The following is a 26,181-nucleotide window of genomic DNA, read 5'->3' on the forward strand; positions in this document are numbered from 1 at the left end:
GGCTAGAGCCCTTCCAAGGCCCTCAGCGGCAGGCTTTCCAAGGCCATTTTCACCCTTTCGAGAAAGTTTTTAAGGCCGTTGTTCTCGATCACCACACCGAGTTGTTCAGCCAAAACGCACAAGGTTTCGATATCAGCCTCGTGATACTCCCACGGCTCGGCATGGTAGACTCGGATGACGCCGATGACGGCGCCGTGGTACTTGATCGGCACGGAGAGCATGCTCACGATCCCCTCCTTGGCCGCGGCCTCCGGGTACTGGACCCTCGGGTCCTTCTGCATATCCCGGATCAGGACCGGCTCACCGGTGCAGGTTACGCACGACTCTTTGTTCAGCACGAGCGGCCCTTTGTTCAAATACTCGTCACTGATCCCATAGGTGCTGACGTGAACCAACTGGTTCTCCCTGTCGTCCACCAGGAAGATGCTGCAACCCTTCGCCTCGAAGGTTCTGCTGGTCCCCTCGCTCAGGTGATTCATCAGGAGCGCCAGATCTTCATAAATCGATATGGCGTGGCTGATTGCCTTGAACTCCTTCAAATAAAATTTTCTCTCCGGTTTTCGCCCCATGGCTTTCTCCTTCCAAACGGCATGGCATGTCCACGGTCAAATAATTCCCCTCTGGAACTGAAGGTGCGCCCTGGTCCATGATAGCCGATCGGCTGTCCCCAATGCAAACAAACCGGCGCCGAAAAGGCCTCATAGCCTCTTTTATCGGACAGGCTCTCCCGTGCCGCCAAAAAAATACGTCATCCCCACGAGTCCCCCGAAGGCATTGAGTCCCCTGTTTCGCATCGACAGGCCGGCGTTTGAGACATGATGGAACATGACCTCGCCGTTCAGCGCCCAATGCGGAGAGAGCATGAACCGTAATCCCGCACTGCCCTGCGGAGTGAACTCGACGGCCTGTCCGAGGTCGATCTGATTCCCGTCGCGATAGGCGTCGTTCAGGACCACCCCCACCCCAGCCTGGAGGTAAGGAAAGCAGCGCGCACCGGGCTGGACGAAATTGTAGCGGATAAGTCCGGTAATGCCTCCCATGACGTTGCCTGCCCCCTTATAAATATACGAGTAAGTCAGTTCGCCGATCAGTTCCCAATTCCCCCGGAGAAGCGACCTGTCGGGCCCCGGCTTCGTCAGCATTTTCGAAAGGCGCAGATTGGTCTGCCAATAATCCATGACAGACGACCGCTTTGCCAACATGGTCGGTGAGAAAAGAAGGCCGGACGCAAGCTGCAGTGCGACCTGCCCCTTTCTGAAAGGCGCATCGAATGCCGCATCGCCGGCGCAGAGCTCCATGGCGCGGGACTGCCCCGCTCCGGCCATCAAAGGCAGCATGAAGGCAATGACGATCCAAGCCTTCTTCCGATTGCACACCACCCCCATCTTTCGAACCTTCGCCTCCTTGCCGTATTTTGGCGTTTGCATCTGTTTTGAACCTGTCGCCATCGAGCGTCGCGTGCGGCCGCCCACGCGGCTCCAATTTTCAATGCCTCCCCAACCATTTCTTTTGACTTTATCCAAGGCCCTGCGCTAGTTTTTCCCTGGGAAAGGGCTTCTTTCACCGCCTCTGGGTGGTGGTGCGCCTCTTGGCGCCGCATGGATCCTGACCGTGCGACATCCCCACAGGCGACCGCATCCCCTCCATGCACCATGAAGCGGGACCTGTCCCAAAGTAGTCGAGAGAAGTTCCCGCGCGGCGGATGAAAGCGGTCCTCTTCTGTGGATGCGGGGCGCGTCCCCGCTGCTAGGCTTTCCCACATGAGACCGCACAGGGTCGACGAGGGAAAGAGGAGCTTGTACACCCCGTGTGCCAACGCACGGTGATGCGATATTTGCCGGCCGGACAACCTGGTAAGCAGCCTTCTCCGGCGAAGGCACCACGCAAAGGAGGGCGGTTATGCCGATGGCCATCCGCAAAGCACTGATCGCTTATTTCTCACCCGCAGGCACCACCCGCCGCATGGCCCGCGCGTTCGAAAGCACCCTCCGAGCCGCGGGGACACCTGCCGTCATGATCGACCTCGGACGGGACGACGACATTCCCTTCGTTATGTCCCAGATGGGCGCGGCCAGGGACAACATCTGCATCTATGTCGGCTCACCCGTATACGCCTCCTACGCAGCACCGCCCGTGACGGCTTTCCTTTCCGGGCTGCCCCCGGCCTGCAACGGATTTTCCGTCCCCTTCGTCACGTGGGGGGGCGTCAACAGCGGACGGGCTCTATACGACATGGCCTGTACGCTTCAGGAAAAAGGTTATCCCGTGCTCGGTGCCGGTAAATTCGTAGCAGAACACTCGCTCATGTGGGCCCTCGATGAACCCCTGGCGAAAGGCCGCCCCGACCGGAGCGACGCCCTGCTTGCCGAACAGCTGGTCACCTCCGTCGAAGCCAAGATGAAGACCCTCGAACCGGCTGCGATCGCCGCCGACGCGCTCGCTCCTGATCCGCAAGCGCCCCCGCAACCCGATCCCGAAGGGTTTACGCGGGCGAAGGCCCACTTCCCCACCCGCACCCTCGACCAGGAACGCTGCACCCTTTGCAACCTATGCGCGGACCAATGCCCCGTCCAGGCGATCCGCCTCACCCCTTACCCGGAATTCGGCCCGGAGTGTATCTTCTGCTTCAACTGCGTGAGATATTGTCCCGAAGGCGCCATCCGGGCTGAACTTGCCCCACTCCACGTGCGGATCCGAAAACTGAGGGAGCGGTTCGCGGAACCGGCCGAAAGCAAAATCTACCTCTAGGTGCCTGTCCCTGATAAGCCCCGAACTTCATTCTCCGAGCCCGGGGGCCAGGGCACCCGGATCGGGCGTCCTCCCGCCTCGGAGATGCTTCTCCTTCCCCTCGCCGTCAAATCGCTGATAAACAGGAACTGCTCCCGCGCGTCGATCGGATACGCCCTGATCCGATGGCGCGTTCCCCAGGGATTTTCAGAAGTCACTACGATGATCGGGTGATCCAGGTTCACGTAAGGACTTGTCAAGGCTACGTCATGGAGTCTCTGGCGCATCAACGATCCGTCATGATCGCTGTCCAGATAAAAATCCGCTGTGCACTGCAGATCCCGCTTCCCGTCGTTGTGGTTACGGATAGCGCTTTGCCACATCCTGGTGTGCGGGATATGCACCATCGTGTCATCGGGGGTCAGGAGCCGCACCGACCTGGCGCTCACCGATTTCACCTCCCCGTAGTCGCCGTCGATCTCGACCCAGTCACCTACACGATAGGGCCGTTCGTAAACGACCAGCAAACCGCCGATGATGCCGCTCATGTAATCCTTGAAGGCGAAACCTATAGCGAGGCCCGCCGCCGCGAGGATGGCAACCAGGTTTTGGAACGACGGTTCGATGATCAGGGGAACGATCAAAACCATCGCAAGGGCGAAAATCATCAAACGGACGATCGTGACCACCGGCAATACGTGCAACCGGAACCTGGCCGGGAGCCGCTCTGCAACCCAGGGGAAAAGACGGTCGGCAATCTTGATCGCGGCCCATGCCGCAACGGCGATCAGGATAATCGGCAGAAGCTTGACGTGGCTCAGTTCACGAAAGGCATCGGCGATTTCTGGATTGGGTGACATTCTGGCCTCCTAAAAGGCTCCGGCAAGGTATCCCTCGCCTCTCAAGGCATCATCCACTGCAGGGTATCCAAGCGCACTCACTTGCCAGGAACCGTCCGGGACGGCCTCCACCACCCCGCATCCGACGAGAGTCGCAAGCCCTGCCATGATATCCGTGCCGGACAGCGGCAGGATCCTCTGCAGCGTCCGCCCTTCCAGGCGGCCGTGCAGGAGGAGGGCGTGCAGGATCAGGTGGAGCGGAACCTGACGTCCGGCAGGCAGGGAAGGCAACGTGACGCGGGGCCACGGCTTGACCCAGATGGTGGCACCCCTGTCGACAGCGGCCGCCTTCTGCGCCTTTTCCTCCACCTCGGCCTCATAGGCAAACCGCAGGCTGAAGCGCCAGATCGCCACCGCAACACCAGGCAATCCGCGGCTGTACGCGGCGACATGCCGCAGAAAATCCGACACATCCACCGGTACGTCCCGCTTTTCACCCTCCTGTTCGGAATCCCCGCATCCGCTCCCCGGTCCGTTCTCCGGTGCTGTCCTCAGCACGTATCTCCCGCTGTCCGCCTGCCTGAAGGAAAACCCCCTTTGGAAGGCCCCGGCCGCAGCCTGACCGAACCACCTCTGCAACCGCTCCCCGTCGAAGGCCTCGAGCGTATAGACCGTCTTCAGGATGCGGTCGACACCCACCGACCGGCTCAAAAAGGCCCATGCCCAACTGTTGCAGCCCACAATGCAACGCCGCCCCGTGACCACAAGGATCTCCAAAAGGCGACGAAGAAAGCCGAAACCCAGGTGATGCCTCAAATAGAAGGACTCAAACTCGGGAATGGCCAACGGAACATCCACGTTGCGAAGCAGGCTTTCGAGAAATGCCTCCCCACCCGCCAGGATCTCCTCGGCCTTCAATGCCGGCGGCACCGACCAACCCTCTTCCTCGGCCATGGCGCGAATCCCCGAGGCTATGCCATCTCCAGGAGCCCGCAGCACCGCAAAACCGTTCACCGCCGCGGCCCCGCCATTGGAAACGGCTCCCTGCAAACGTTTCAGTTCTGCCGCGACCTCCCTATGGTGGTCGCCCGGCAGGACGTCCTTCAGGAGATCCTCCGGCAGAACGCAGAGATCCTTTTCAGCCACCGCCTCCTCGGCTGCTTTGGAAGATCCGCGCAGACGATCCCAGAGCCCGAGCAAACCTTTGCGCACCGCCTCGGCGGCCGGCCTTGTAGGCCGTCTGAACTCTTCGAGGCGAACGAGTGTCCAGAGGCCGTTTCGCTCCACCTCGGCACACGTAGCTGGATCCATCCTCTCCGTCATAGGCCTGTACCCCGTTTTCATCATTTGTTCTGGCAAGGCTTTCCAGCCGCCGGCCGAAAGGCCTTCTCATCCCGGGCCAGGCCCAAGGGCAGAAAGAAGCGACTCACCAACTCGGCGGAGCGGGCAAGCCCTTTCTCCATAAGGTCTGCCATCGGTGTTTGCGGCGCGGGCGGGACCGCCCTGCACCCGCGATCACGAAAGATCCGGCTGGCAAACGGTTCCGATGTCTATTTGGTAGCAAGATACCGGGTCATAATCAACCGGTTTTTCGTCCAAGGCTACCACGAGGCCCTCCGGAAAGCGTGCCGCAAAGACGCGGCCTGCCCGCCTGCACCACTCATATGTGTGGCTCGAACGGGAAACGCCAGTAGCGATAGGGATCCGCCCCCCGTGGCCGCCCTGATCACCGGAAGGATGTGGAGAAAATGACTCTCTTCTCCGCATGGAGACGGACTGAGAGAGAACTCTGTTAACCCATAAGGCTGCAGGCTCTATTGCTCTATTGTAATCGTCATTTTAGCGGCGAAAAGCTGCTTCTAAGCTTGAAAAACGAGGTCTTTTCCGGCAATAATGGAATTATTTCAAAGAGGAAGCTTGGTCCGACCCCAATACTACAATAAAGGAGGTGTCATGAGTCGAGTGGCGGTAATCATCACGGATCTATTCGAGGATTCGGAGTATACGGAACCTGTCAAGGCCTTCCAGCAAGCGGGGCATACGATCGTTCGCGTAGGATTGAAGGCGGGTCAGATAGTAAAGGGGAAAAAGGCGGGCACTCCCGTTACGGTCGACAAGGCCGTCAACGATGTTTCAGTGTCGGACTTCGACGCCCTGCTGATACCGGGAGGCTACTCCCCTGACAAATTGCGCGTGGACGAGGACGCGGTGAATTTCGTGCGGGAGTTCGTCCAAAGTGGAAAACCGGTCTTCTCGATCTGCCACGCGCCCCAGATCCTCATCACGGCTGATGTCATCCGCGGCCGGAAGATGACCGGGTGGAAATCCATCATCCAGGACATCAAGAATGCAGGGGCCACATTCATCGAACAGGAGCTCGTGATCGACGGCAATCTGATCAGCAGCCGGCAGCCCTCGGATCTGCCGCCTTTTATCGAGGCGTGCCTCGCCGCGCTCTCAAGCTGAAGGAACCGGCTATATCCGAACCATCCAAGAAGGCCGCCAGGAATCAGATTCAGACAGCCGGCGCCTCCAGCGCCGGTGAAAATCATTTCCGGTAGACGGCCGCGTCGGGCGGGGGAAATGGGCAAAGAACGCCGGTGCCAGAAATCTTTCTTATCAGGATCATTTTGGCGGTAAAAAGCTGGTTCTAAGCTCGAAAAACGGGGCTTTTTTGTACCATAATAAAGTTTTTTCAAATAGATAGCTTGGTCCGACCCCTTTTGATGATGGATTCGGCGGCGAGGATGCCGCTTGCGGAGGCCTGGAGGAGGCCGCGGGTGATCCCGGCGCCGTCGCCGACGGCAAAGAGGTTCTCCACACCGGTTTCCAACTCGGGGGAAAGCGCGATCCGATTGGAATAGAATTTGACTTCCACCCCATAGAGGAGGGTGTGCCGCGAGTAGACGCCTGGGGCCAGGCGATCCAGGGCCTGGAGCATTTCGATGATGCTCAGCATGTGCCGGTAGGGGAATACGAAGCTCAAATCCCCCGGGGTCGCCTTCGCCAGCGTCGGGCGGGTCAGGCACCGCTCCAGGCGCGAGGCTGTTGTGCGTCTCCCGGCGGAAAAATCCCCCAGCCGCTGAACGATGGCCCCACCGCCCAGCAGGTTGGCCAGTCGTGCGATGTACAGCCCGTAGGCGATCGGATCGTTGAACGGCTCCGTAAACCGGCTGCTCACGAGGATCGCAAAATTGGTATTCGCACTTCGTTTTTCGGCGTGGCTGTGGCCGTTGACGGTGGTGATCCCCTCGTAACGCTCAGTCACCACCTCCCCGTAGGGGTTCATGCAGAAGGTCCGCACCTTCTCGTCGAAGGTCCGGGAGTAGTAGATCAGCTTCGCCTCATAGGCGATATCCGTAACCTCCCTCAGAACTGCAGCCGGGAGTTCCACCCGGACCCCGATATCCACAGGGGCCGAACTCGTCCTGATCCCGAGCCGGTCGATCTGCTCCTTCATCCAGCCCGCGCCGGAGCGTCCCGGAGCGGCGATCACGAAACGCCCCTCGACGAAGCGTCCGTCCCCCAGTTTGACCCCTCTTACGCGCCCATCCTCGCAGATCAGATCCGCGACACGGGTTTCGGTCCAGGTCTCTACGCATCCCTCCAGTTCGCGCCGGAAGGCGTCGAGGATCAGAACGCAGTTTTCGGTCCCCATGTGGCGGATCCGGGTCGGAATCAGTTCGAGATCCGCCAGTCGCGCCCGTTCCTGAAGCGCCTCCATCTGCGGGGTCCACTCCCCGAAAATGCGCTGGGGCGCCCCGTGGGCGGCATAAAGCCCGTCGGCGGCCTCGAGCAGCCGGCGCAGTTCCCCTTCCTCGACGAAATCCCCGAGGACCCCTCCGACATCCGTCGAAAGGGTCAGCTTCCCGTCGCTGTAAGCGCCCGCTCCTCCCCAGCCGCAGATGCGGTCCCGCGCATCGTCCCTTCGGCGCGCGGGGAGGTCCTTGCCCTGTTCAAGCAGGAGGACCTTTTCGACGCCCGAGCGGGCCAGCGTCAGCGCCGCAAAGATCCCGGCCGGCCCCCCTCCAGCGATGATCACGTCGTATTTCATGGGCCCGAAAGACCTTTCCCGATGCCGCCTGCAGGAAGGCAGCACGTGAGGGAGGCGCTACCAGCCGATGGCGAGGCTGCGCCGCTGATTGTCTTCAATGACCCTTTGGAGGCGGCCGGCTATCCGGAGCGCCTCATCCAGCGCATCCTGCTGCGGCCCCGGCACGGACGGAGACCAGCAGCCTTCCACCCATTCCATAAAGACGATCGCGGCATCGAGGACCTTCTCCATCGCGTCCTTCCGATCGATTAGGTCATCGCCGTTGAAATCCCCTTTGTCCGAACGCTGCTGCCACTCGCGGGTGTACCAATCGGCGAACAGCTGCACATCCCGATCCGCACGCTCCTGAAGATCCAGCATGTCGACGATGCCGTCCTCGTTGAAATCGGCCCCGCATGCAGCGCTGTAGGTCCACACCGTCAGGTCATCCAACCAGAATAGCGGCCGGTCTTCCCCAGGGCCCTTGCCGCAGATCTGAAACCGTGTCGATGGATATGCCGCTGAATCGACCTCGGAGAACGTCGCGAACTTCAAGACGCCGTCCCGGTAAAAACGGACATCGCCCTCCGGCGTCACGGTGATCTGGAAGAGATGCCACGCGTCGTCGGGGCAGGCCTCCCAAAACACCGCATGCTCGGTGGCATAAAGGATCCCCTGGGACGGCGGCGAGGTCAGCGTCACCGAGGCCAGAAAGGATGGAAGAGACTCGTTTTCGTCGGCCCCGGTAAACCCCGCCGCCAGCTGCGCCCCGTCCGGCAGATCCGGCGAGGCCTTGAGTTGGAAGGCCGCAGAAAGGCCGCCCTCCGTCTCGAAGGTCTCCGTTGTCAGAATTCCTTCGAGACGCTCTGCGCCCACGCCTGCCGTCAAAGCGCCGCTGCTCTCGTAACCCGGAAGACAGACCTCGGCCCCTTCCATGCTCGTTCGGAACCATTTTTCCGCATCGATGCCCGCCTCCCAGCCCTCCGAAAAGAGCGCTTCGGCCGCCGCGGCACCATGCAAGGACACTGCCAGAAATATGGCAATGATTAGGCTGATCCATCTTTTCATCGTTTTCACCTCGTATGTCGTCTATCAGTCATTTTAAGCATCGTGATGCACTCAAGTCAACAGCAACGGGAGTTGCAAAGCGGGCAACACTCTTTTAAACTCTTGGATATCGTAAGAATGAAGGATGGATCCGGAAGGAGACCAACATGCACGAAAAAACGCTTGACGCTATGCGAATCGACGCCCGCCGCATTTTCGAGGCCGCCGTCGAGGCCGTCGATCCCTACGCCGCCGTGCGAGGCCATTGCACCCTCGACCAGGCACAGCTCACCGTGCGGTCCGGCGAGGAGGCCTTCTTCACTCTCGACCTCGAACGCTTCCGGCGGATATGGCTCGTCGGAGGAGGCAAGGCGACCGCGCCAATGGCCAAGGCGGTGGAGGATCTTCTCGGCGACCGCATCACCCGCGGCGTCATCGTGGTCAAATACGGCTTCGGGGAGGCCCTGCGGGCCACCCGCATCATCGAGGCGGATCACCCCGTACCCGATCGGAACGGCGTGGCGGGGGCAAAGGCGATCCTCGATCTGCTAGGGGAGGCCGGCGAAGACGATCTGGTCTTTTCGCTGATTTCCGGGGGAGGTTCGGCGCTGCTCCCGCAGCCGGCCGAAGGGATCCGGCTCGAAGAAAAGCAGGCATTGACACGCAGCCTGCTCGCCTGCGGCGCGAGCATCGACGAAATCAACGCCGTCAGGAAGCACATATCGGCCCTGAAGGGCGGGCAGATGGCCCGCGCCGCCTACCCGGCCGCCACCTTGAACCTGATGCTCTCGGACGTCGTCGGCGACCGGATCGACGTCATCGCGTCCGGCCCCTTCACGCCCGATCCGTCAACCTTCGGCGAGGTGGCTGCGATCCTCGAGAAATATGAACTGGACGACATCCCGAATTCCATCCGCCGGCACATCCGGGCCGGTGAGGAAGGGCGGCTCCCCGAAACCCCCAAGCCGGGCGACCCGATCTTCGAGAAGGTCCATCACACCGTTGTGGGAAGCAATATCCTGGCTCTCGAGGCGGCCGAGCGGCGGGCGAAGGCGCTCGGATACGGCGCCCTGATCCTTTCGTCCATGGTGGAGGGGGAAACGCGCGACATCGCAAGGATGCACGCGGCCATCGCCAAGGAGTGCCTCAAATCGGGGTATCCGGCCCGTCCGCCGCTCTGCGTCATCTCCGGCGGGGAGACCACCGTCACGATCCGGGGCGAAGGCCTCGGGGGCAGGAACCAGGAGTTCAGCCTGGCGGCTGCGCTCGACCTCGAAGGCGAGCCGCCGCGCGTGGTCGTCCTGAGCGGCGGGACGGACGGCAACGACGGCCCGACGGATGCCGCAGGGGCCGTCGTCGACCCCCTGACCGTTTCGCGGGGCCGCGCCGCCGGCGTCGAAGCCGTGCAGGCGCTGAGGGAAAACGACGCCTACCCCTTCCTTCAAAAAACGGGGGATCTCCTGGTGACAGGTCCGACGCGGACCAACGTCATGGACGTGCGCCTCGTCCTCGTCCGGTGAGGACCGCCAAGGCGGCCGGGCGGCATCAGCCGCGCTTCTGCTGCCAACGCTTCACGAGATAGGGCTTGGTCATCTCGAAGGTCATGCAGTCTTCTTCGATGGCCTCTTCGGCCTGCTTGATGTTCATGCTCCGGGTCTTTTTGACGAAGGACAGCGTTCGGCCGAAGTAGAGCGGGATCAGCGATTCCATCATCTCATCGCAATCGTGGACCGCATCCCTGTAGGCGACGGCCGTATCGAAGAGGATGCGCGCCCACAGGTCCGTCGGCACATCGAAGACGTTTTCCTTCATATCCTTGATCTCCAGAAGCTTCTTGTAGACATCCGGGGTCAGGACCGTCTTCCAGAGGCCGTCGAAGTCATCGAAGCCCTTCCGGAACTGGCGCAAGAGGTTCGCGGTGTCGACCGACACCTTGGGAGGCATCTCCGTCTCGCCGAGGCCGAAGCCGTAGATGGCGGTCGGCCGGCTGTATTTCACCTTGAGCCACAGGTCCTCGAGGCGCCCCATCAACGAAAAGATGGTGCCCACCACCTGACGGAACATGGGGCCGAGGTGGGCCCCCGGGTCTTTGGTGCGGTGGATCTTGGGCCGCCCCATGAAGGATTGACAGATCTGGACCTTCTGCCGGATGGCCACCGTGGTCATCCAGATATCGATCCCGAAATGCGCTACGGCCTCGTCCCAGATCTCGCACTCCGCATAGGCCCTGGCCATTTCGCCGCTGAAGCCGAAATCGCCCCCGATCGGCTGGCGCACCCGCCGTCCATAGAGCGACCGGGTCAGCGGATAGGCGATGCCGTTCGTGATGGTCCCATCGTACTTGTGACGGATATAGAGCGGCGCCACGTAGGAAAATCCGTTGTAGAGCGGCTCGCCGAGGTGCCTGATCCACTCCGGGGTGATGCTTTTCAGATCGGCATCGACGACCACCACGGCCTTCGCACCCAGTGCGACCACCTTTTCGAACAGATTCTTGAAGTTGTTGCCCTTGCCCTTGACGCCCGGAGGCGTCGAGAGGTAGATCTTGGGCGTTACGGTCTCCGTACCCAGGAAGACGGCCTTCGTCTCGTCGGGCGAATCATTGTCGCAATTGATGATGACCGCACGCTTGTCGCCGAAATATTTCTTGAGGCCCTCGTCCGCCTGCTTGATCGGATACGCTATGGAGTCGGCCTCCTTGTAGGACGGGATGCAAACCACCATCTCGGCCTTCTCGATATTCTGCGGGTTGACCTCTCTTTCAAAGCCTTCCGTCATCTATTTCTCCCTCCTTCATCTCTCCCAAAATCGCCGAGACCGTCTCGTTCCAGCCCTCAGGGCCCATCCGGCTGCTGATCATCAGATTGGGAATATGTTTCTTCAAGTAACTGTAATCCCGCGCCGATCGGATCAGTACGGGGAATTCGACCTGTTCGAGCATGGAAAAATCATTCGGACTGTCTCCCAATGCGATCGACCAGACGGGGGTGCGAAGCCGGCGGTAGTGCGCCATCAGCATCCTCACCGCTCTCCCCTTGTCGTTCGAGCCTTGGAGATGAAAAAACCGCCCGCCAGCCAGGATCTGCAGCCCGCGGGCGCGGGCGGCTTCTTCGAGCGCCCGGCTGCCCCCGCCGGAGGCCGTTTGAACAATGAACGGTTCGTCGTACTCCCGCCGGGCGGCAAGGCGCGCATCCTCGAGGCCCAGGCCCGTCAGTTCCGCGATCTCCTCCGCGCGCATATCGGAGAAGCCTCTGACAGGCAGCCCGGTCTGATTGCGGATCTCGGCGAGCGCCTGCACCAGGCGCGGATAAGGCTCGCCGAAACGCCAGACCCAGAAGCCGTCCTCCGGCGAGGCGCCTTCGGGCCGGGGATTCCCGCCGTCGAAAAAGACCGCACCGCCGTTCTCCACGACGAACGGGTCCGAGAGGCCCAGCGCCTGGCGCAGCGGCTGCATCTCGGCCCGGGTCTTGCTCGAGACGAGGACGACCGGCACCCCTAGGCGCCGGCAAAGGCGAAGGGCGGGCGCGGCCGCTTCCCACGCGTAGGTGTCGTGATCCAGCAGGGTCCCGTCCAGATCAGTGAAAACGATATAGGAATCTGTCAGCCCACCCGAATGTTTCATCGCTGATCCGCCGCGGGGTCTCAGTGCGCAAACCGCTGTTTTTCCCGTTCCACAACCTCGATGATCTGAAAAAAGATGTCGGGCAGTTTGTTGTGGACCCGTTCCCAGGAGACTGTCTGCGGCATGTCGAAGCCGCCTTTTTCCGTCCGCCGCTCAACGGCCAGGACGGCATCCGCCAGACCCTGCTCCAGGAATGGGGCGAACTCCTCGTGCGTGTGCAGGAAACGCAGGAAACGCTCGGTCATCCGGTAGGGCGCCGTCAGCATCTCGCCGGCGTGGATGATGCTGTGCCGGAAGACATCCTTGATGAGCGACTCTTCCGCATCGCGGTCGTACTTCAGATTGCTGAACCCGGCATCGTCCGAATACTTCTTCACGTGCTCTTCGGCCACGGCCTGGTAAGTCACGGCAAGGTCCCGGAAGAAGGTATCCGAGATTTCGAGACCCTCTTCGATGACCAGCGCGTTCATGAGGGTCGCGACGATGTCGATGGCCATCCGGTTCAGGCCCCTGGCAGGGTCGCCGGACGAACTCACCTGGTGCTTGTGGTCGAAAGGCCGATCGCTGAACATGACCTGGGCGGCCGAAGAAGCCTTGCGATACACCTCGATCAGCGTGAAAATCTCGACCCCCCAGTTGGTGGCGAAGCGCATCCGCTTGAGCAGATCGGAGTGAAAGGCCACCTCGCCCGAAAGCTGGTACTTGAAGGCCAGGAGGAAATCGATCAGCCGGAGCATTTTCTCTTCCCGGCTTTCCGTGAATTTCCGTTTCAGCGCCAGGAGCAGCGGGTCGAGCAGCAGCCGCTTGACCCGTCCGTAGATCTGCTTGTTCATCAACCTGGCGTAGTAGGCCTTCGAGAAATCGTAGTTGAGGGCGACCACCGGATAGAACAGGCGGTCGAGCTGAATCCGCTTGAAGGTGCGGATGTCGGCATCGATCAACCCGATGGAGTGCGCACCCAGTGCCAGCGCTATCCCGAAGCTCAGGAACATGTTTTTGCCCTTCCCGGGCTCGCTGATATCGAATCCGGCCTCGTTCAGCCGGGCATAGATCCCGCTGAAACCCGGACCGTCGTTCCACTGGATCAAGGCGTTGCGGATCCCCGCCTCGTCGATGAGCCGCCTGAGGTGAAAGGCGTCCTCTTCGCCCGCGCGGTCGAGTCCGAAAATGATGGTCGAAAGATAGACGATACTGCGAAGCTGGTTCAGGATGTTCCTGAACACCGGCAGGTTGTCGGGGTCCGTGAATTCAGAGGCGAGGCACGGGATGATGAGGACGGTCTTCTTCCATCGCGAATGAAGGCGCAGTTGGGTCTTCAGGTGGTTCCGGTCCGTCTGCAGGATGTGAAAGGTCGTGATCTGCCCGCTGTGCTGGGAGAAATCGCTCATCGCTACCCCCTGGCGCCCCCGATCCCGCCCCCCAGGACGTGACGAGGACGAAAACGGGCCCTTGGGCGATGCGCCGCTCCGCCGGGGCGCGGCCTCATGGCAAAATACGCCGTCCGCGCGGCGGCCCCAAGGGTCGCATGTAAAAATGGCTCGATCCTATCCGGTTTCTTGATGGAACCTAGCGAATTTACCCCCCGATGTCAATGCCGTTCGGGGCGACGCCCTCCCCGGGCTGCAAGCGCCTGACCGTTTTTCAAGCCCTGAGCCGGTCAGGGGCCTTGCTGCCCTCTTCGGCCGCAAAGGGGTTGGTGCGGCCCCGATTGTCGACAACCGGGAGCGGATGAGGGAGGAAGGGATCCCGTCCTTCAAGGAGCACCCGGCCGCCGCAACCGGATGTCCGCCGGTGCGCACCGGCTTGCATGACATCCCGAAAAGCTGTAGGCTCATCAGGACCTGCAGGCACCGATCCCGAGCGCCTTTCCTTGCACGGGTGGCGTTGCCCATCAAGGCGCTGACTGGAATGGAAGGTGCCTTTTGAGCCGTGACCGTCCGCGGTCAGCGGGCTTCTAGCCGAAAACACCCGTTTGAGGGTTGAAAACAGGACGGAAAAAGATCATTTTATGGCTATAGGTGCATGCGTCCCGCCTGTGGTGAAACATCCCCGTCGGCAAACACGAAACCCTGCCGCCCCGGGGCGTCCTTTCTGGAGAGGCTGGAGTTTGCAGAATGCCGTGAAAGGACGCATGCCATCATCATTACCCACTCGGAGCGGACGCCGGCGGGCCCCTTTCGGCGTTCCTTTTGCGAGGGAGAGAGCCGGAAAGAGAGCACTATGATTCCAAGCTATGAAACATGTCTGGAGGCCTGGGACCAGCACAGAATGCTGGACAACATCCGGGCCCACAGCCTGATCGTCGCGCGCGTGGCTCATTTTCTAGCGGAGACTCTGCTGGCCCAGGGGATCCCGGTGTCGGTCGCCAAGACCACAGCGGGGGCCCTCATGCACGACATCGCCAAGACTCCGTCGCTCCAGTCGGGCGAAGACCACTCCGAACTGGGGCGCCGGATCTGCCTTCAACACCACTTCGACGAGATCGCGGACATCGTCGCCGAACACGTGAGGCTGCGGAGCTTCGATCTGAACGGCGTATACTCCGAAAAGGAACTCGTATACTATGCCGACAAACGGGTGAACCACGACCGGATCGTCAGCCTCGATCGAAGGCTGGACTATATCATCGAACGCTACGGCGCCGGCGACCCGGACAGATGCTCCGCCATCCGCCTGAACTTCGGCCGTTGCCGATTGATCGAAGGGAAGATATTCAGTAAACTCGCTTTCGGACCGGAGGCCCTGAAACACCATGTCTTGAAGGGACCTGAAGAACCGGTCTTCACCACGTCCTAGAGGTCCGTCCATGTCCATCAAGCTGATAGCGAGAGACCTGTACCGGATGAAAACCGAGGTTGCACGGCTCGAAAAGGAGATCGAGCGCGCCCCGCGCGACCGGCAGGATGCCCTCATCGAGGCGCTGCGCAGGGCGCGGGCGGACCTCGGCCGGCTGGAGCGCATGCTCGACGGCGCCAAGACCCCGCCGGATTACCGGCAGCCCCGCTGAAGGCCGGCCGCCGGCGCTGCGGGCATCACCGGCCATGCCGGAAAACCCGCGGCATCCCCTTGAAACCCATCCGGAATCTACCATGAAAACCGACCACACTCCCTCTCGAAAACCTGGCCGGCCGGTGCAGAAGAGCTTTCTGCGGCTCCTTCTGCCGGCTTTCTTCTTCATCGCCTGTGCCATGTCCGCGCCCCCTTCCTGGGGCGCCACGGCCTCCATCGAGGCGATCCAGCCGGAGAAAGGCTTCCCGGCCGGCGGCGCCTATCCCCTGCGATTCAAGGTCGCCATCAGCGAGTCCTGGTTCATCCACGGACTGGAAGAATCGGAAGGGATGCTCGCCACCCGCCTGGACTTCCCGGGAGAGGATCCCGTCCGGATCTCCCAGATCTGCTTCCCGCCGCCGAAGAAGGTCCGCTTCCCGTACCTCGACCAACCGATCGAGGTGTATGACGGCGGCTTCACCGTGTCGGCCGCCCTCGAGGTGCCCGGTGATGCGAAGCCCGGTCGATACCGGATCGAAGGGGTCTTTTTCTTCCAGGCCTGTTCGGAGGCAACCTGCCGCCCGCCCGAGGAGATCCGCTTCCCTCTCGAGATCGAGGTCCTGCCGCCCGGCGCCGTTGCAGGCGGGGTGGAACCTCGGCCAGCCGATGCGGACGCCGCAGCCGCCAAATCCGGAGACGGACGGTGGAGCGGCTTCTGGTGGACCATCCTCGGCATCTTTCTGGGGGGCCTCGCCCTCAATCTGACCCCCTGCATCTATCCGCTGATCCCCATCACGGTCTCCTACTTCGGGGGAAAAGGCGGCACCCTGGGAGGGCATCCGCTTCTGCACGGCCTCTTCTACATCATGGGGCTCGCCGCCACCAACGCCGCCCTCGGAGCCGCCGCCAGCCTGTCCGGGGGGCTCCTCGGCGCCGTCCTGCAGAGCGCCTGGGTCCTCACCGGGATCGCCCTGCTGCTGGTCCTCCTCGCCCTGAGCTTCTTCGGGCTCTGGGACCTGCGGCTGCCCCCTCAGCTCACCCGCCTGGCCGCAAAGAACTACAGCGGTTATTTCGGCACGCTCTTCATGGGCCTGACGCTCGGCATCGTGGCCGCACCGTGCCTCGGGCCGTTCATCCTCGGGCTTCTCACGATCGTCGGGCAAAAGGGCGATCCCGTCCTCGGGGTCCTGTATTTCACCGCCCTCAGCATCGGCATGGGGCTGCCGTTGACGATCCTCGGAATCTTTTCCGGCGCACTGAACCGTCTGCCCATGTCAGGGGACTGGATGGTCTGGGTGCGCAAACTGCTCGGCTGGGTGCTGATCGGGATGGCCGCCTACATGGTCTTTTCGCTGATCCCGGGCAGCCAGGCCAGAGCCGCGCTCGTCGCCGCCATCCTCATCGCGGCTGGGCTGCACCTCGGGTGGATCGACCGCAGCGGCAAAGGGACCGGGGCCTTCGACATCGCCAAGAAGGCCCTCGGCCTGGTCGGCATCGCCGCCGCCCTCGTCTATCTTTACACCGGATTCCAGTCCCGCCCCGGCGTCCCGTGGGTCCCCTACGAGCCCGCCAGGCTCGAAGAGGCTGCATCCAGGCGCATGCCGGTGATCCTCGACTTCTATGCCGACTGGTGCACCCCCTGCCGCCAGATGGACGCAACGGTCTTCAGGGATCCGGAGGTCGTCCGCCTGGCGGAGGGATTCGTTCCGCTGAAGATCGACCTGACCAGACGCCACCCCCGGCAGGACGAACTGCAGCGGCGCTACGGCCTCAAAGGGGTTCCGACCATCATCTTCATCGGCCCGGACGGGAATGAATTGGAGGGGTTGAGGATCGAATCCTACACGGACAAGGCGGGAGTGCTGGAACGGATGAAAAGGGCCCTTGGACCGCCCCCTTGAGGAGAAGCATCGTCCCGGAGGATCCTCGCGCCCAAAGAGGCGGCGGGCCTTTAAAAGCGCGATCCCACGCGAGAATCGGGCTTTCAAACCCTGAACCTGCATGCGCGACGGGGTGGCTCTTTTTCCGTAAAAAAGGGCATCCATGCCGTGCTGCCGACGTTCGAAGAGCAGGAAAAGAGCCCCGGCGCAAAAGGAGGCGAGAGTCGCCCCAGCGCCGTCAGAGGCCTTCGATGAAGGCCTGCACCGCTCGATTGAGGATCGTGGGCGACTCCACCATCACCATGTGCCCCGCCCGCGGGATGAACTGGACCGAGGCGCGCTGCAGGAGCCTTCCCAGTTCTTCCGACAGCTTCGGAGGCGTCAAGCGGTCCGTCTCCCCGCAAAGGACAAGGGCCGGGCAGGCGATGCGGCCTGCTCTCTCCCGGCAGTCGAACCGGCTGCAGGCCTCGAAATCGCCGGACACCACGGACATCCCCGAATCCTTCATCATGCGCGCCCCTTCTTTCAGCAGTTCCTCGGGGGCCCCCGGCGCATAGGCATAGCCTATGATGGCCTCGATCGTTTCCTCAAAACGGCCCCTCAGGCCCTTCAGAAAATCGGGCGCGACGCGCAGCCGGGCCCCGGTCCCGACCAGGATCAAGGCCTGGATGTTCATGGCCCCCCGCAGGGCCGCCTCGAGCGCGACGGCCCCACCCATGGAATGCCCCATCAGGACGACGCCGGCCTCGAAGGCGGGGGCGACTACCTCCTCGAGCCATGCGGCATAGCCGCCGATCTCGTCATGCGACGGGCCCGCGGTGCCGCCGTGCCCCGGCAGATCCACCGCGACCGTGTTCAGGGTCCGCCCGAGCGGACCGGTCTGATTGAGCCAGTGCGCGCCCCGCCCGCCAGCGCCGTGCACCATCAGAAGGGTCGGCCGGTCCGGGAAGAACCGGTTCGATCCCGCTTCGAAGCCCACGCCCGCCCGCGTGAGGACGGTGTAAGGCGAATGATTCCCATCGGTTCCTGCTTCCCTTTTTTCCACGATCAGCTCCTCCCAGCCGCACCTTTCCGCAGAAAACGCTCCATCAGAACGGCCTTCCGGACCTTCCCGAGCGATGTGCGGGGAAACTCTTCGAAAAACATAACCCGCTTCGGGATCTTGTAACGGGCCAGTCTTCCATCGAGGTAGGACAGCACCTCCTCCTCCGTCAGGCTTTGGCCCGCGCGCAGGACGATGCAGGCATGGCCCGCCTCGCCCCACTCCGCATCGGGAACCCCCATCACAGCGACGTCTTCGACCTTGGGGTGCGCCCGCAGTTCCCGTTCGATCTCGGCGGGGTAGACATTCTCGCCGCCGGAGATGTACATGTCCCTGGCGCGGTCCACCAGATAGAAATAGCCGTCCTCGTCCTGGTAGGCCAGATCCCCCGTGTGCAGCCACCCGTTGCGGATGGTCGCCTCGGTCTGAACCGGGTCCTGCCAGTACTCCTTCATCATGACGGAGCCCCGCACGACGATCTCCCCGATCTGGCCCGGGGCGGCCTCCCTCCCCTCGCGGTCGAACAGCGCCACCTCGGCATGGAAGACCGGGCGCCCGACCGTCCCCGGCTTCCGGAGGGAATCCTCCTCGGAGGCCCACAAGAGGATCGACGTCTCGGTCTGCCCCATGATCTGCCGCGCCCAGAATCCCGCTTCCTTGCAGGCGGCCAGGAGCTCCGGGGTCACCTTCTCCCCGCCGACGGCGCAGACCCGGAGGGAGGACAGCTGATGCTCCGGTTTCGGACCGACCTTCAAAAGGGCGCGGTACACCGTCGGGACCCCGAGAAACTTGGTCACGCGGTAAGCGGCGATATCCGCGTAGGTCTTGAGGGGATCGAAGCGTGGATGGATCACCATGGTCGCCCCCTTGTAGAGGGTCGGCGATGCCTGGATGAAAAGGCCCCCGGAGTGGAACATGGGCAGGATGACGAGCATGACGTCGTCGAAATGGAGCTTGAAAAAGATATCCGCATTGAGGCAGTTGAAAAAGGTCTTGCGGAAGGAGAGCACGGCGCCTTTCGGCCGGCCCGTCGTGCCGGAGGTGTACATAATCACCTGGGGCTCTTCCGGATCGGCCGGCGCGAGGGATCGAGTCAGGAAGGGGCGGCACCCTTTGAACTCCGCCCGCTCCTTGAGGTAGTCGAGGCAGCCGGCCGGCGCCCCCTCGGCCGCTACACAGGCGAGCAGCATGGGAGGGCGTGAGCGGGCGAGGTCCTCGATGCCGATCTTCGCCGCGGCCCGCTTGCCGAAGACGAACAGCCGAGGCCTGGCGTTGGCCAGCAGGTAGCGCAGCTCATGAACCGTAAACCTGAAATTGAGAGGCACGAAGATGGCGCCCAGGCGCGCGCACGCCAGATAGAGCTCGAGAAACTCGAGGCCGTTGTGAAGCATCACCGCGACCCGGTCGCCCTTCTCGATCCCCACGGACTGCAGCCAGCACCCGCACTGGCTCACCCTCTCGTGGAGCTCCGCATAGCTGACGGAGGCCCCTTCGAAGAACACGGCGGTCTTCCTGGGATGCAACTCGCTCCAGCGCTGCACCCACCAGGCGATATTCATCGATTCAATCATCAGGCGCGTCCGTCCGGAAAGAGAATCGTCCAACAGGACCAGGTTTTCAACACCAAAAGGCCATGCCCGCCGAACCAGCGCCACCGTCAATGCCCGCTCGTTCGGCGGCCGTCACGCCGCTCCGCTCACTGGGGGTCCGGCTGAACACCCACGGCGCATCGCGCTTTTCGACGAAGGGCAAATCGGCATGGTGCGGCAGACCTGGAAGGGCAGGCCTCGGAGCGCCCGCTCCAGGGCGGAACGTGGCGGGTAAAAGGAAGCCGGATCCCATGGTGTGGGCTCATGCGCGTTTTGGTGCGAACGCACCGGGATCAGGAGACTCTTCGGCGCCGGCTGCGGGGCGCCCGGTATCAGGCAGCACTTCCTCGAAAAAGCGGCCTCAGACGGACGCCCACCTGACGAGGGCGCTCCCCCAGGTCAATCCGCCTCCGAAGACCGGCAGGCACACCAGGTCTCCATCCCTGATGCTGCCGTCCCGCACCGCCTCGTCGAAGGCAATGGCACAGGATGCCGAAGAAATATTCCCGTATTTATTGAGTGTTACGTAAAATTGTTCCATCGGAACATCCAAAAATTTCGCGATGGATTGAAACATCCGCAGGTTGGCCTGATGAGGGATGAACCACGAGACATCCTCCACACGCAACCCATTGAAATCGAGGGCCTCCCGGATCGACTCGATGAAGTGGCGCACCGCCACGCGGAAACTGGCATTGGCCTCGATCATATTGAGCGTGTGGAGCCCTTTGTCGACGCTTTCATGCGAGATGGGCGTCGTTTTGGACCCCCCGCCCGGCATGAGCAGGTCGCGGCCGTTGGCCCCATCCGTGTGGATATGCGTCGAGAGGATCTCCGGCCCGGCATCCCCGGCCGTCAGGACAGCCGCGCCCGCACCGTCGCCCCAGAGGATGCAGGTCGAACGGTCCTTCCAGTTGAGCGTTCGGCTCATCACCTCGGCCCCGACGACCAGGATCGTCCGGTAGACCCCGTTCTTGAGGTACTGCTCGGCCACGTTCAGACCGAAGATAAAGCCCGAACACGCGGCGGTCACATCGAAGGAGGCCGCCTGAGGGGCGTCCAGATGGGCCTGCAGCCAGTTGGCGGCCGAAGGGCAGCAGGTGTCCGGGGTGATCGTCCCCACGATGATGAGGTCCAGGTCCTGGGCGGTCAACCCCGCCATCTCGAGGGCGCGGAGAGAGGCCTGATAGGCGAGATCGGACGTCGCAACATCAGGATCGGCGATCCTCCGCTCGCTGACTCCGGTTCGTTTGACGATCCACTCATCGGTCGTATCCAGGCCCATGGCCTGGAGGTCGAAATTCGTCAACACCTTGGGCGGGACGTAGGACCCGGTCCCGAGAATCCGTATGTTTCCCATGCGCTGTCAGTTCTCCACCTTGATCCCAAGGGCCTTTTCCTTTTTCGCGACCAGCAGCCTCGTCCGTATCACGGTGTCCGGTATGAGGCTCATGGAATCGATCCCGCATTCCACCAGGAACTCCGCGAATTCAGGAAAATCGCTCGGCGCCTGCCCGCAGATCCCGATCTTCCGCTTTTTTTCCTTGGCCGTCTTGATGACCTGGGCAATCAGACGCTTGACGGCATCGTTGCGCTCGTCATAAAGGTGCGAAACCAGCGACGAGTCGCGGTCGAGGCCGAGGGTCAGTTGGGTGAGATCGTTGGAACCGATGGAGAAGCCGTCGAAGATATCCGCGAACTGATCCGCGCAGATCACATTGCTCGGGATCTCGCACATGACATAGATCTCGAGGCCGTCCTCCCCCTGCGTCAGCCCGAACTGCTTCATCAGGTCGACCACCCGCCGGCCCTCCTCCGGCGTACGGCAGAAGGGCACCATGACCTTGATGTTGTTCAGCCCGACCTCGCTGCGCGCCTTGTGCAGCGCCAGGCACTCCAGCTCGAAGGCCCGCATGAAGTTCTTGTCGTAGTAGCGCGAGGCCCCGCGCCAGCCGATCATGGGGTTGCTTTCCTGCGGTTCGTAGAGGTAGCCGCCCAGCAGATTCTCATACTCGTTCGTCTTGAAATCGGAGAGTCTTACAATGACATCGTTCGGATAGAAGCCGGCGGCGATGCGGCTCACGCCCTCGGCCAGCTTGTCGATGAAGAACAGACGCTTGTCGTCGTAAACCGAGGTGATCTGGTCGATCTTGTAAACCACCCCCGCGATCTTCTGGTCCGACTGGGCCCGGTCCTTCAGCTCCGCATAGTCCAGGAGGGCCAGCGGATGGATCCCGATGTGCGAGTTGATGATGAATTCCTCGCGCGCCAGCCCGACCCCGTCGTTCGGGATCATCCCCTGGGCGAAGGCCTTCTCGGGCATGCCGACGTTCATCATCACCCTGGTCCTGGTCTTGGGGACGTCTTCGAGGTCGATCTTTTCCACCTCGTATTTGAGGAGCCCCTTGTACACATTGCCGGTCTCGCCTTCGCAGCAGGAGACGGTCACCTCCATGCCCGGCTTGATCACTTCATCGCCCTTTCCGGTACCGATCACACAGGGGATGCCAAGCTCCCGGGAGACGATCGCGGCGTGGCACGTCCGCCCGCCCTTGTTGGTCACGATCGCCGCGGCGATCTTCATGATCGGCTCCCAGTCCGGGTCCGTCATGCTCGTCACCAGGACCTGGCCCTTTTTGAATTTGCCCATATCGATCGTCGAGTGGATGACGTTGGCCTCCCCCTGGCCGACCTTGGTCCCCACCGCCGTTCCGCTGACCAGCAGGTCGCCCTCCTGGACCAGATAGTAGTTTTCGTAGGTCTTCAGGTCCTTGCGGCTGTGGATGGTTTCAGGACGCGCCTGCACGATGAAGAGCTTTCCGGTCCCTACGTTGACGCCGTCGCCGTCCTTGGCCCACTCGATGTCCATCGGCTTGAAGTAGCCCGACTCCTTGGAATAGTGCTCCTCGATGATGCAGGCCCATTCCGCCAGCTGCAGGATCTCGTCGTCGGTGAGGACGTAGCGGTGCCGCTCGGGCAGCGTGATCGGCACGTTCTTGACCGTGGCGTCGTCCTCCATCGAGTAGGCCATCTTGATGTCGCGGTCCCCCACCTTCCGGCTGACGATGGCGCGCTTGCCCTGCTTCAGCGTCGGTTTGAACACATAGTACTCATCGGGGTTGACCACGCCCTGGACCACGTTTTCACCCAGGCCGTAGGCGGCCGTGATGAAGACCGCGTCCTTGAACCCCGTCTCCGTGTCGATCGAAAAAATGACGCCGGAATAGGCTGAATCGCTCCGGACCATCTTCTGGACCGCGATGGAAAGCGAGACGTCGAACTGTCCGAAGCCCTTGTCGTGGCGGTAGCTGATCGCCCGGTTGGTGAAGAGGCTGGCAAAGCACTTGCGGCAGGCATCGAGGACGCTCATCCTCCCGCGGATATTGAGATAAGTGTCCTGCTGGCCGGCGAAAGAGGCGTCCGGCAGGTCTTCCGCCGTCGCCGAGGACCGGATGGCCACATCGACCGCATCCTGCCCCTGCAGTGCGAACTCCTCGGCCAGTTTGTCGTAGTTCGTGTAGATCGCCTGGGTGAGATCGGGGGGGAACTCGGCGTGTACGATGGTCTCGCGGACCTCCCGGCCCTTGCGCATGAGGCCTTCGATATTGCTCGTATCCAGGTTCTTGAGGATCTTCTTGATCTCATCCTCGATGCCGGCGTACTTCAGGAAATAACGATAGGCATAAGCCGTGATGGCGAAACCGTTCGGGACCTGGATCCCCCGGCTGTGCAGTTTCTGGTACATTTCTCCGAGCGAGGCATTCTTGCCCCCGACGAGGGGGACGTCCCGTATGCCGATCTCGTTGAACCAGAGTATAAACTTCTTCTCATTATCTTTTGCCATCGACTCTCTCCTCTTCCCAAGCAAACTGGTTTCCATCCGGAAATGGTCGTTTCGCCGATCTCGGCGTCAATCTGCACGTTGGCTTGTGCGTCAACCTATAGGCCGCCTCCGCGCAAGCGCTTGATGTCCTCGATTTCAGCAAACCAGGACCCGCCGCGAAGCGGCGTGTCTGTGCACGCTCAACGTGAAAAGAAAAAATCCTCGTTTCAGGGTTGGGGACCGGGTTGTACCGGAACATCCTTTCCGGGTGGAAACAAACGAACATCTCCGAATCGGAAACCCGGTCATGCCGAATCGCATCTCCCGGATGGGCACCGATTGGCGCCTCCGTCCGGGAACGGGCCTGTTCACCTGCCTCCGCGCCGATCCGCAGACTCCACTCACCGCGGCCCGGCGGGCGCCCCGGACATTCGGTTCCGGGTTTTCCTCTGCCGCCGGGATCGGGGACTCGAGGGCGATGCAAACCCGGGAAAGCGCGGCGGAAGCGGGGATTTTCCCTATCGAACGGGGTGAACGGCCGGCTCCGAAGACCGTTCCTGTATCCACCGGCAACAGCCACCAAATGCAAACAGGCATCTGCTCAAGCCGATGCCCGTCCAGAAACGACATCCGGGCACGATCCCCCTCTGCACCGCCGACCGGCGGCGATCCAGCCCGTGCAACCACGGTCTAGACCTACCATCAATGGAATTTGTTGTCAATTCAGAAAAATTGCGTTAAAAGGCGCCTGTAGGCCGTTTTTTCCCGCCGGTCGATGCATGACGGCGCCCGATCGGCAGAGAACGCTGCAGACCTGCAGCCTGTTGATTTCCCCGTTCTATCAGGATTCCTTCGATGCATTGCGCACAACACCAACCCATTTACCTGGACCACAACGCCACGACACCCATCGCCCCCGAGGTGCGTGAAGCCATGCTCCCTTTTCTCGGGGAGGCGTTCGGCAACCCCTCGAGCGGCTATCCGCTCGGCCGGCGGGCCAAGGATGCCCTGGAAGAGGCGCGGGCCGACGTCGCCCGCCTTCTCGGCTGCAAGCCGCAGGAGATCGTCTTCACCTCCGGCGGCAGCGAGGCGAACAACATGGCCCTCAAAGGCCGCGTGGACTTCCGCCGTCCGGGGGCCTTTCACCTCGTGACGACGGCCGTCGAGCACCCGGCGATCCTCAACCCCGCGCTCTACCTCGGCGAACTCGGTGCAACCCTCACCGTTTTGCCGGTCGACGGCCGCGGACGGGTCGATCCGGACGCGGTCCGGCGCGCCCTCACGCCCGGCACCGGGTTGATCAGCGTCATGCTGGCCAACAACGAGACCGGAACGCTCCAACCGGTCGCCGAGATCGCGGCGATCGCGGCGGAGCACGGGGTCCCGCTCCACACCGACGCCGCGCAGGCGGTGGGAAAGATCCCCGTCGACGTCGATGCCCTCGGCGTCGCGCTCCTGAGCGTCGCGGGGCACAAACTCTACGCCCCCAAAGGCGTGGGGGCCCTCTACATCCGGGAAGGCCTCGAAATCACGCCCCTCATCCACGGCGCGGGGCAGGAGTCCGGCCGGCGCGCCGGCACGGAAAACGTCCTCCTCGCCGTGGGGCTGGGCGCGGCCTGCCGGCTGGCGGCCGAGACCCTCACGGCCGAGCGCCGCAGGGTCGAACGGCTCAGGGACACGCTGCAGGAACGCCTCTTCGCCGGCATCGACGGGCTCGTCCTGAACGGCGACCCCTCCGAGCGTCTTCCGAACACCCTCAACGTCTCGGTGCCCGGTCTGCAGGGCGGAAGGATCCTCGAAGCCCTCCCGAACATCATGGCCAGCACCGGGGCCGCCTGCCACGACCGCAGCGTAGCCCTCTCCCATGTCCTTTCCGCGATGGGCATCGAGCCTGCCACGGGCATGGGCGCCCTGCGTCTGTCGCTCGGCAGGTCCAACACGCTGGATCAAATCATCGAGGCCGCCGGCCTCATCATCGACCAGGTTAAAAGGATGGATCATGAACGACTTTGAAGCGGACAAGCCCGCCCTGCTGATCATCGATATGGTCAAGGACAACTTCATCGAAGAGAGGCATCTGCCCATCACGCCTCTGGCAAAGGCCATCATCCCTCCCATCAACACCCTGAGCGCCGCCTTCCGGGAGGCCGGTTGGCCGGTGGTCTTCGCAACCGACGCCTTCCACGCGGAGGATTTCATCTTCAAGGGGCGTATGAGCCCGCACTCGCTGGCGGGCACCGAAGGCGCCGAGGTCGTAGACGAACTGGACCGCCGCCCGGAGGATTACTGGCTGCCGAAACCCCGTTTTTCAGCCTTCTTCAAGACAGGACTCGAACACTGGCTGAGGGAAAGGGGCGTCACCGTGTGCGCCGTAGGAGGCATCGCCACCAACTTCTGCGTCCTCACGACCGTCATGGACGCCCTGTGCCACGACTTCAAGGCCGTCCTGCTCGAGGACTGCGCGGCGGCGGCCTCCGCGGAAACGCACCGGCAGACGCTCGACCTCTACCGCCGCAACCCCCTTCACCCGCTTTTCCAGGTCATGCGCGCACCCGCTCTGCTGGAAGCGCTCAAACCGTCGTGAGCCCTAC

At 62.3% G+C, this 26,181-nt stretch carries 21 protein-coding genes; 8 read left to right on the forward strand and 13 right to left on the reverse strand.

Annotation, left to right across the window (positions count from 1 at the left end):
* Positions 1–2: 2 nt before the first annotated feature.
* Both H567_RS0116000 and H567_RS27365 read right to left on the reverse strand, forming a co-directional pair.
* Complete coding sequence (locus H567_RS0116000) at positions 3–569, reverse strand: GAF domain-containing protein (protein WP_028322173.1); 567 nt, start codon at positions 567–569, stop codon at positions 3–5.
* Between the two features lie 141 nt (positions 570–710).
* Positions 711–1,427: an acyloxyacyl hydrolase gene (locus tag H567_RS27365; RefSeq protein WP_051185027.1), complete on the reverse strand. Its 717-nt coding sequence runs from the start codon at positions 1,425–1,427 to the stop codon at positions 711–713.
* Between the two features lie 478 nt (positions 1,428–1,905).
* On the opposite strand from H567_RS27365, the gene H567_RS0116010 reads away from it, so the two are divergent.
* Positions 1,906–2,748, forward strand: a complete 843-nt coding sequence (locus H567_RS0116010) for a 4Fe-4S binding protein (protein WP_208598405.1) — start codon at positions 1,906–1,908, stop codon at positions 2,746–2,748.
* Here H567_RS0116010 and H567_RS0116015 read toward each other — a convergent pair.
* Both H567_RS0116015 and H567_RS0116020 read right to left on the reverse strand, forming a co-directional pair.
* Complete coding sequence (locus H567_RS0116015; RefSeq protein WP_028322175.1) at positions 2,745–3,587, reverse strand: mechanosensitive ion channel family protein; 843 nt, start codon at positions 3,585–3,587, stop codon at positions 2,745–2,747. The two genes, H567_RS0116010 and H567_RS0116015, sit on opposite strands and share 4 nt — an antisense overlap.
* Positions 3,588–3,596: 9 nt before the next feature.
* Positions 3,597–4,889, reverse strand: a complete 1,293-nt coding sequence (locus H567_RS0116020; RefSeq protein WP_153306222.1) for a hypothetical protein — start codon at positions 4,887–4,889, stop codon at positions 3,597–3,599.
* A 630-nt stretch (positions 4,890–5,519) separates the two neighbouring features.
* On the opposite strand from H567_RS0116020, the gene H567_RS0116030 reads away from it, so the two are divergent.
* A complete protein-coding gene (locus H567_RS0116030) occupies positions 5,520–6,032 on the forward strand; it encodes a type 1 glutamine amidotransferase domain-containing protein (protein WP_028322177.1) in 513 nt (170 codons plus the stop codon).
* A 229-nt stretch (positions 6,033–6,261) separates the two neighbouring features.
* On the opposite strand, the gene H567_RS25395 is transcribed toward H567_RS0116030, so the two are convergent.
* Both H567_RS25395 and H567_RS0116040 read right to left on the reverse strand, forming a co-directional pair.
* Positions 6,262–7,620, reverse strand: a complete 1,359-nt coding sequence (locus H567_RS25395) for an NAD(P)/FAD-dependent oxidoreductase (protein ID WP_035254767.1) — start codon at positions 7,618–7,620, stop codon at positions 6,262–6,264.
* A gap of 57 nt (positions 7,621–7,677) precedes the next feature.
* Positions 7,678–8,667 carry a hypothetical protein gene (locus tag H567_RS0116040; protein WP_028322178.1) on the reverse strand — a complete coding sequence of 330 codons (990 nt, stop codon included), beginning with the start codon at positions 8,665–8,667 and terminating at the stop codon, positions 7,678–7,680.
* A 146-nt stretch (positions 8,668–8,813) separates the two neighbouring features.
* Between H567_RS0116040 and H567_RS0116045 the strand changes: the two genes are divergently transcribed.
* Entirely contained in the window at positions 8,814–10,166 is a 1,353-nt protein-coding gene (locus H567_RS0116045) for a glycerate kinase type-2 family protein (protein WP_028322179.1), read from the forward strand.
* A 25-nt stretch (positions 10,167–10,191) separates the two neighbouring features.
* Here the strand turns inward: H567_RS0116045 and H567_RS0116050 are convergent, their stop codons facing one another.
* From H567_RS0116050 to H567_RS0116060, 3 genes are read right to left on the reverse strand one after another with little or no spacing between them, the layout of a single operon-like run.
* The gene (locus tag H567_RS0116050) at positions 10,192–11,424 is read right to left on the reverse strand and encodes a glycosyltransferase family protein (protein ID WP_028322180.1); all 1,233 of its coding nucleotides are present in this window, start codon (positions 11,422–11,424) and stop codon (positions 10,192–10,194) included.
* Complete coding sequence (locus H567_RS0116055) at positions 11,408–12,268, reverse strand: HAD-IIB family hydrolase (protein ID WP_028322181.1); 861 nt, start codon at positions 12,266–12,268, stop codon at positions 11,408–11,410. Before H567_RS0116055 ends, H567_RS0116050 begins: the two co-directional genes overlap by 17 nt.
* A 20-nt stretch (positions 12,269–12,288) precedes the next feature.
* Positions 12,289–13,656: a glycosyltransferase family protein gene (locus H567_RS0116060; protein ID WP_035254769.1), complete on the reverse strand. Its 1,368-nt coding sequence runs from the start codon at positions 13,654–13,656 to the stop codon at positions 12,289–12,291.
* Positions 13,657–14,488: 832 nt separating this feature from the next.
* Here H567_RS0116060 and H567_RS25400 point away from each other — a divergent pair.
* From H567_RS25400 to H567_RS27370, 3 genes are all read left to right on the forward strand, one after another.
* Complete coding sequence (locus H567_RS25400; RefSeq protein ID WP_051185033.1) at positions 14,489–15,064, forward strand: HD domain-containing protein; 576 nt, start codon at positions 14,489–14,491, stop codon at positions 15,062–15,064.
* Between the two features lie 10 nt (positions 15,065–15,074).
* Positions 15,075–15,275 (forward strand): hypothetical protein, encoded by a 201-nt coding sequence (locus tag H567_RS29050; RefSeq protein WP_028322183.1) that lies wholly within the window; start codon positions 15,075–15,077, stop codon positions 15,273–15,275.
* Between the two features lie 82 nt (positions 15,276–15,357).
* Positions 15,358–17,157, forward strand: coding sequence for a protein-disulfide reductase DsbD family protein (locus H567_RS27370; protein WP_161626638.1), 1,800 nt, complete (start codon positions 15,358–15,360; stop codon positions 17,155–17,157).
* Between the two features lie 217 nt (positions 17,158–17,374).
* On the opposite strand, the gene H567_RS0116085 is transcribed toward H567_RS27370, so the two are convergent.
* The 4 genes from H567_RS0116085 to ppsA form a co-directional block, all read right to left on the reverse strand.
* Positions 17,375–18,181: an alpha/beta fold hydrolase gene (locus tag H567_RS0116085; RefSeq protein WP_051185029.1), complete on the reverse strand. Its 807-nt coding sequence runs from the start codon at positions 18,179–18,181 to the stop codon at positions 17,375–17,377.
* A gap of 2 nt (positions 18,182–18,183) precedes the next feature.
* Entirely contained in the window at positions 18,184–19,749 is a 1,566-nt protein-coding gene (locus H567_RS0116090) for a class I adenylate-forming enzyme family protein (RefSeq protein ID WP_051185034.1), read from the reverse strand.
* A gap of 379 nt (positions 19,750–20,128) precedes the next feature.
* Entirely contained in the window at positions 20,129–21,127 is a 999-nt protein-coding gene (locus H567_RS0116095; protein ID WP_028322186.1) for a beta-ketoacyl-ACP synthase III, read from the reverse strand.
* Positions 21,128–21,133: 6 nt separating this feature from the next.
* A complete protein-coding gene (gene ppsA / locus H567_RS0116100; protein WP_028322187.1) occupies positions 21,134–23,611 on the reverse strand; it encodes a phosphoenolpyruvate synthase in 2,478 nt (825 codons plus the stop codon).
* Between the two features lie 834 nt (positions 23,612–24,445).
* Between ppsA and H567_RS25415 the strand changes: the two genes are divergently transcribed.
* Both H567_RS25415 and H567_RS25420 read left to right on the forward strand, forming a co-directional pair.
* Positions 24,446–25,603 carry a cysteine desulfurase family protein gene (locus H567_RS25415; RefSeq protein ID WP_035254772.1) on the forward strand — a complete coding sequence of 386 codons (1,158 nt, stop codon included), beginning with the start codon at positions 24,446–24,448 and terminating at the stop codon, positions 25,601–25,603.
* Positions 25,590–26,174, forward strand: a complete 585-nt coding sequence (locus tag H567_RS25420; RefSeq protein ID WP_035254773.1) for a cysteine hydrolase family protein — start codon at positions 25,590–25,592, stop codon at positions 26,172–26,174. Before H567_RS25415 ends, H567_RS25420 begins: the two co-directional genes overlap by 14 nt.
* Positions 26,175–26,181: the final 7 nt, after the last annotated feature.

It is taken from the genome of Desulfatiglans anilini DSM 4660 (genome assembly GCF_000422285.1).
Taxonomy (GTDB): domain Bacteria; phylum Desulfobacterota; class DSM-4660; order Desulfatiglandales; family Desulfatiglandaceae; genus Desulfatiglans; species Desulfatiglans anilini.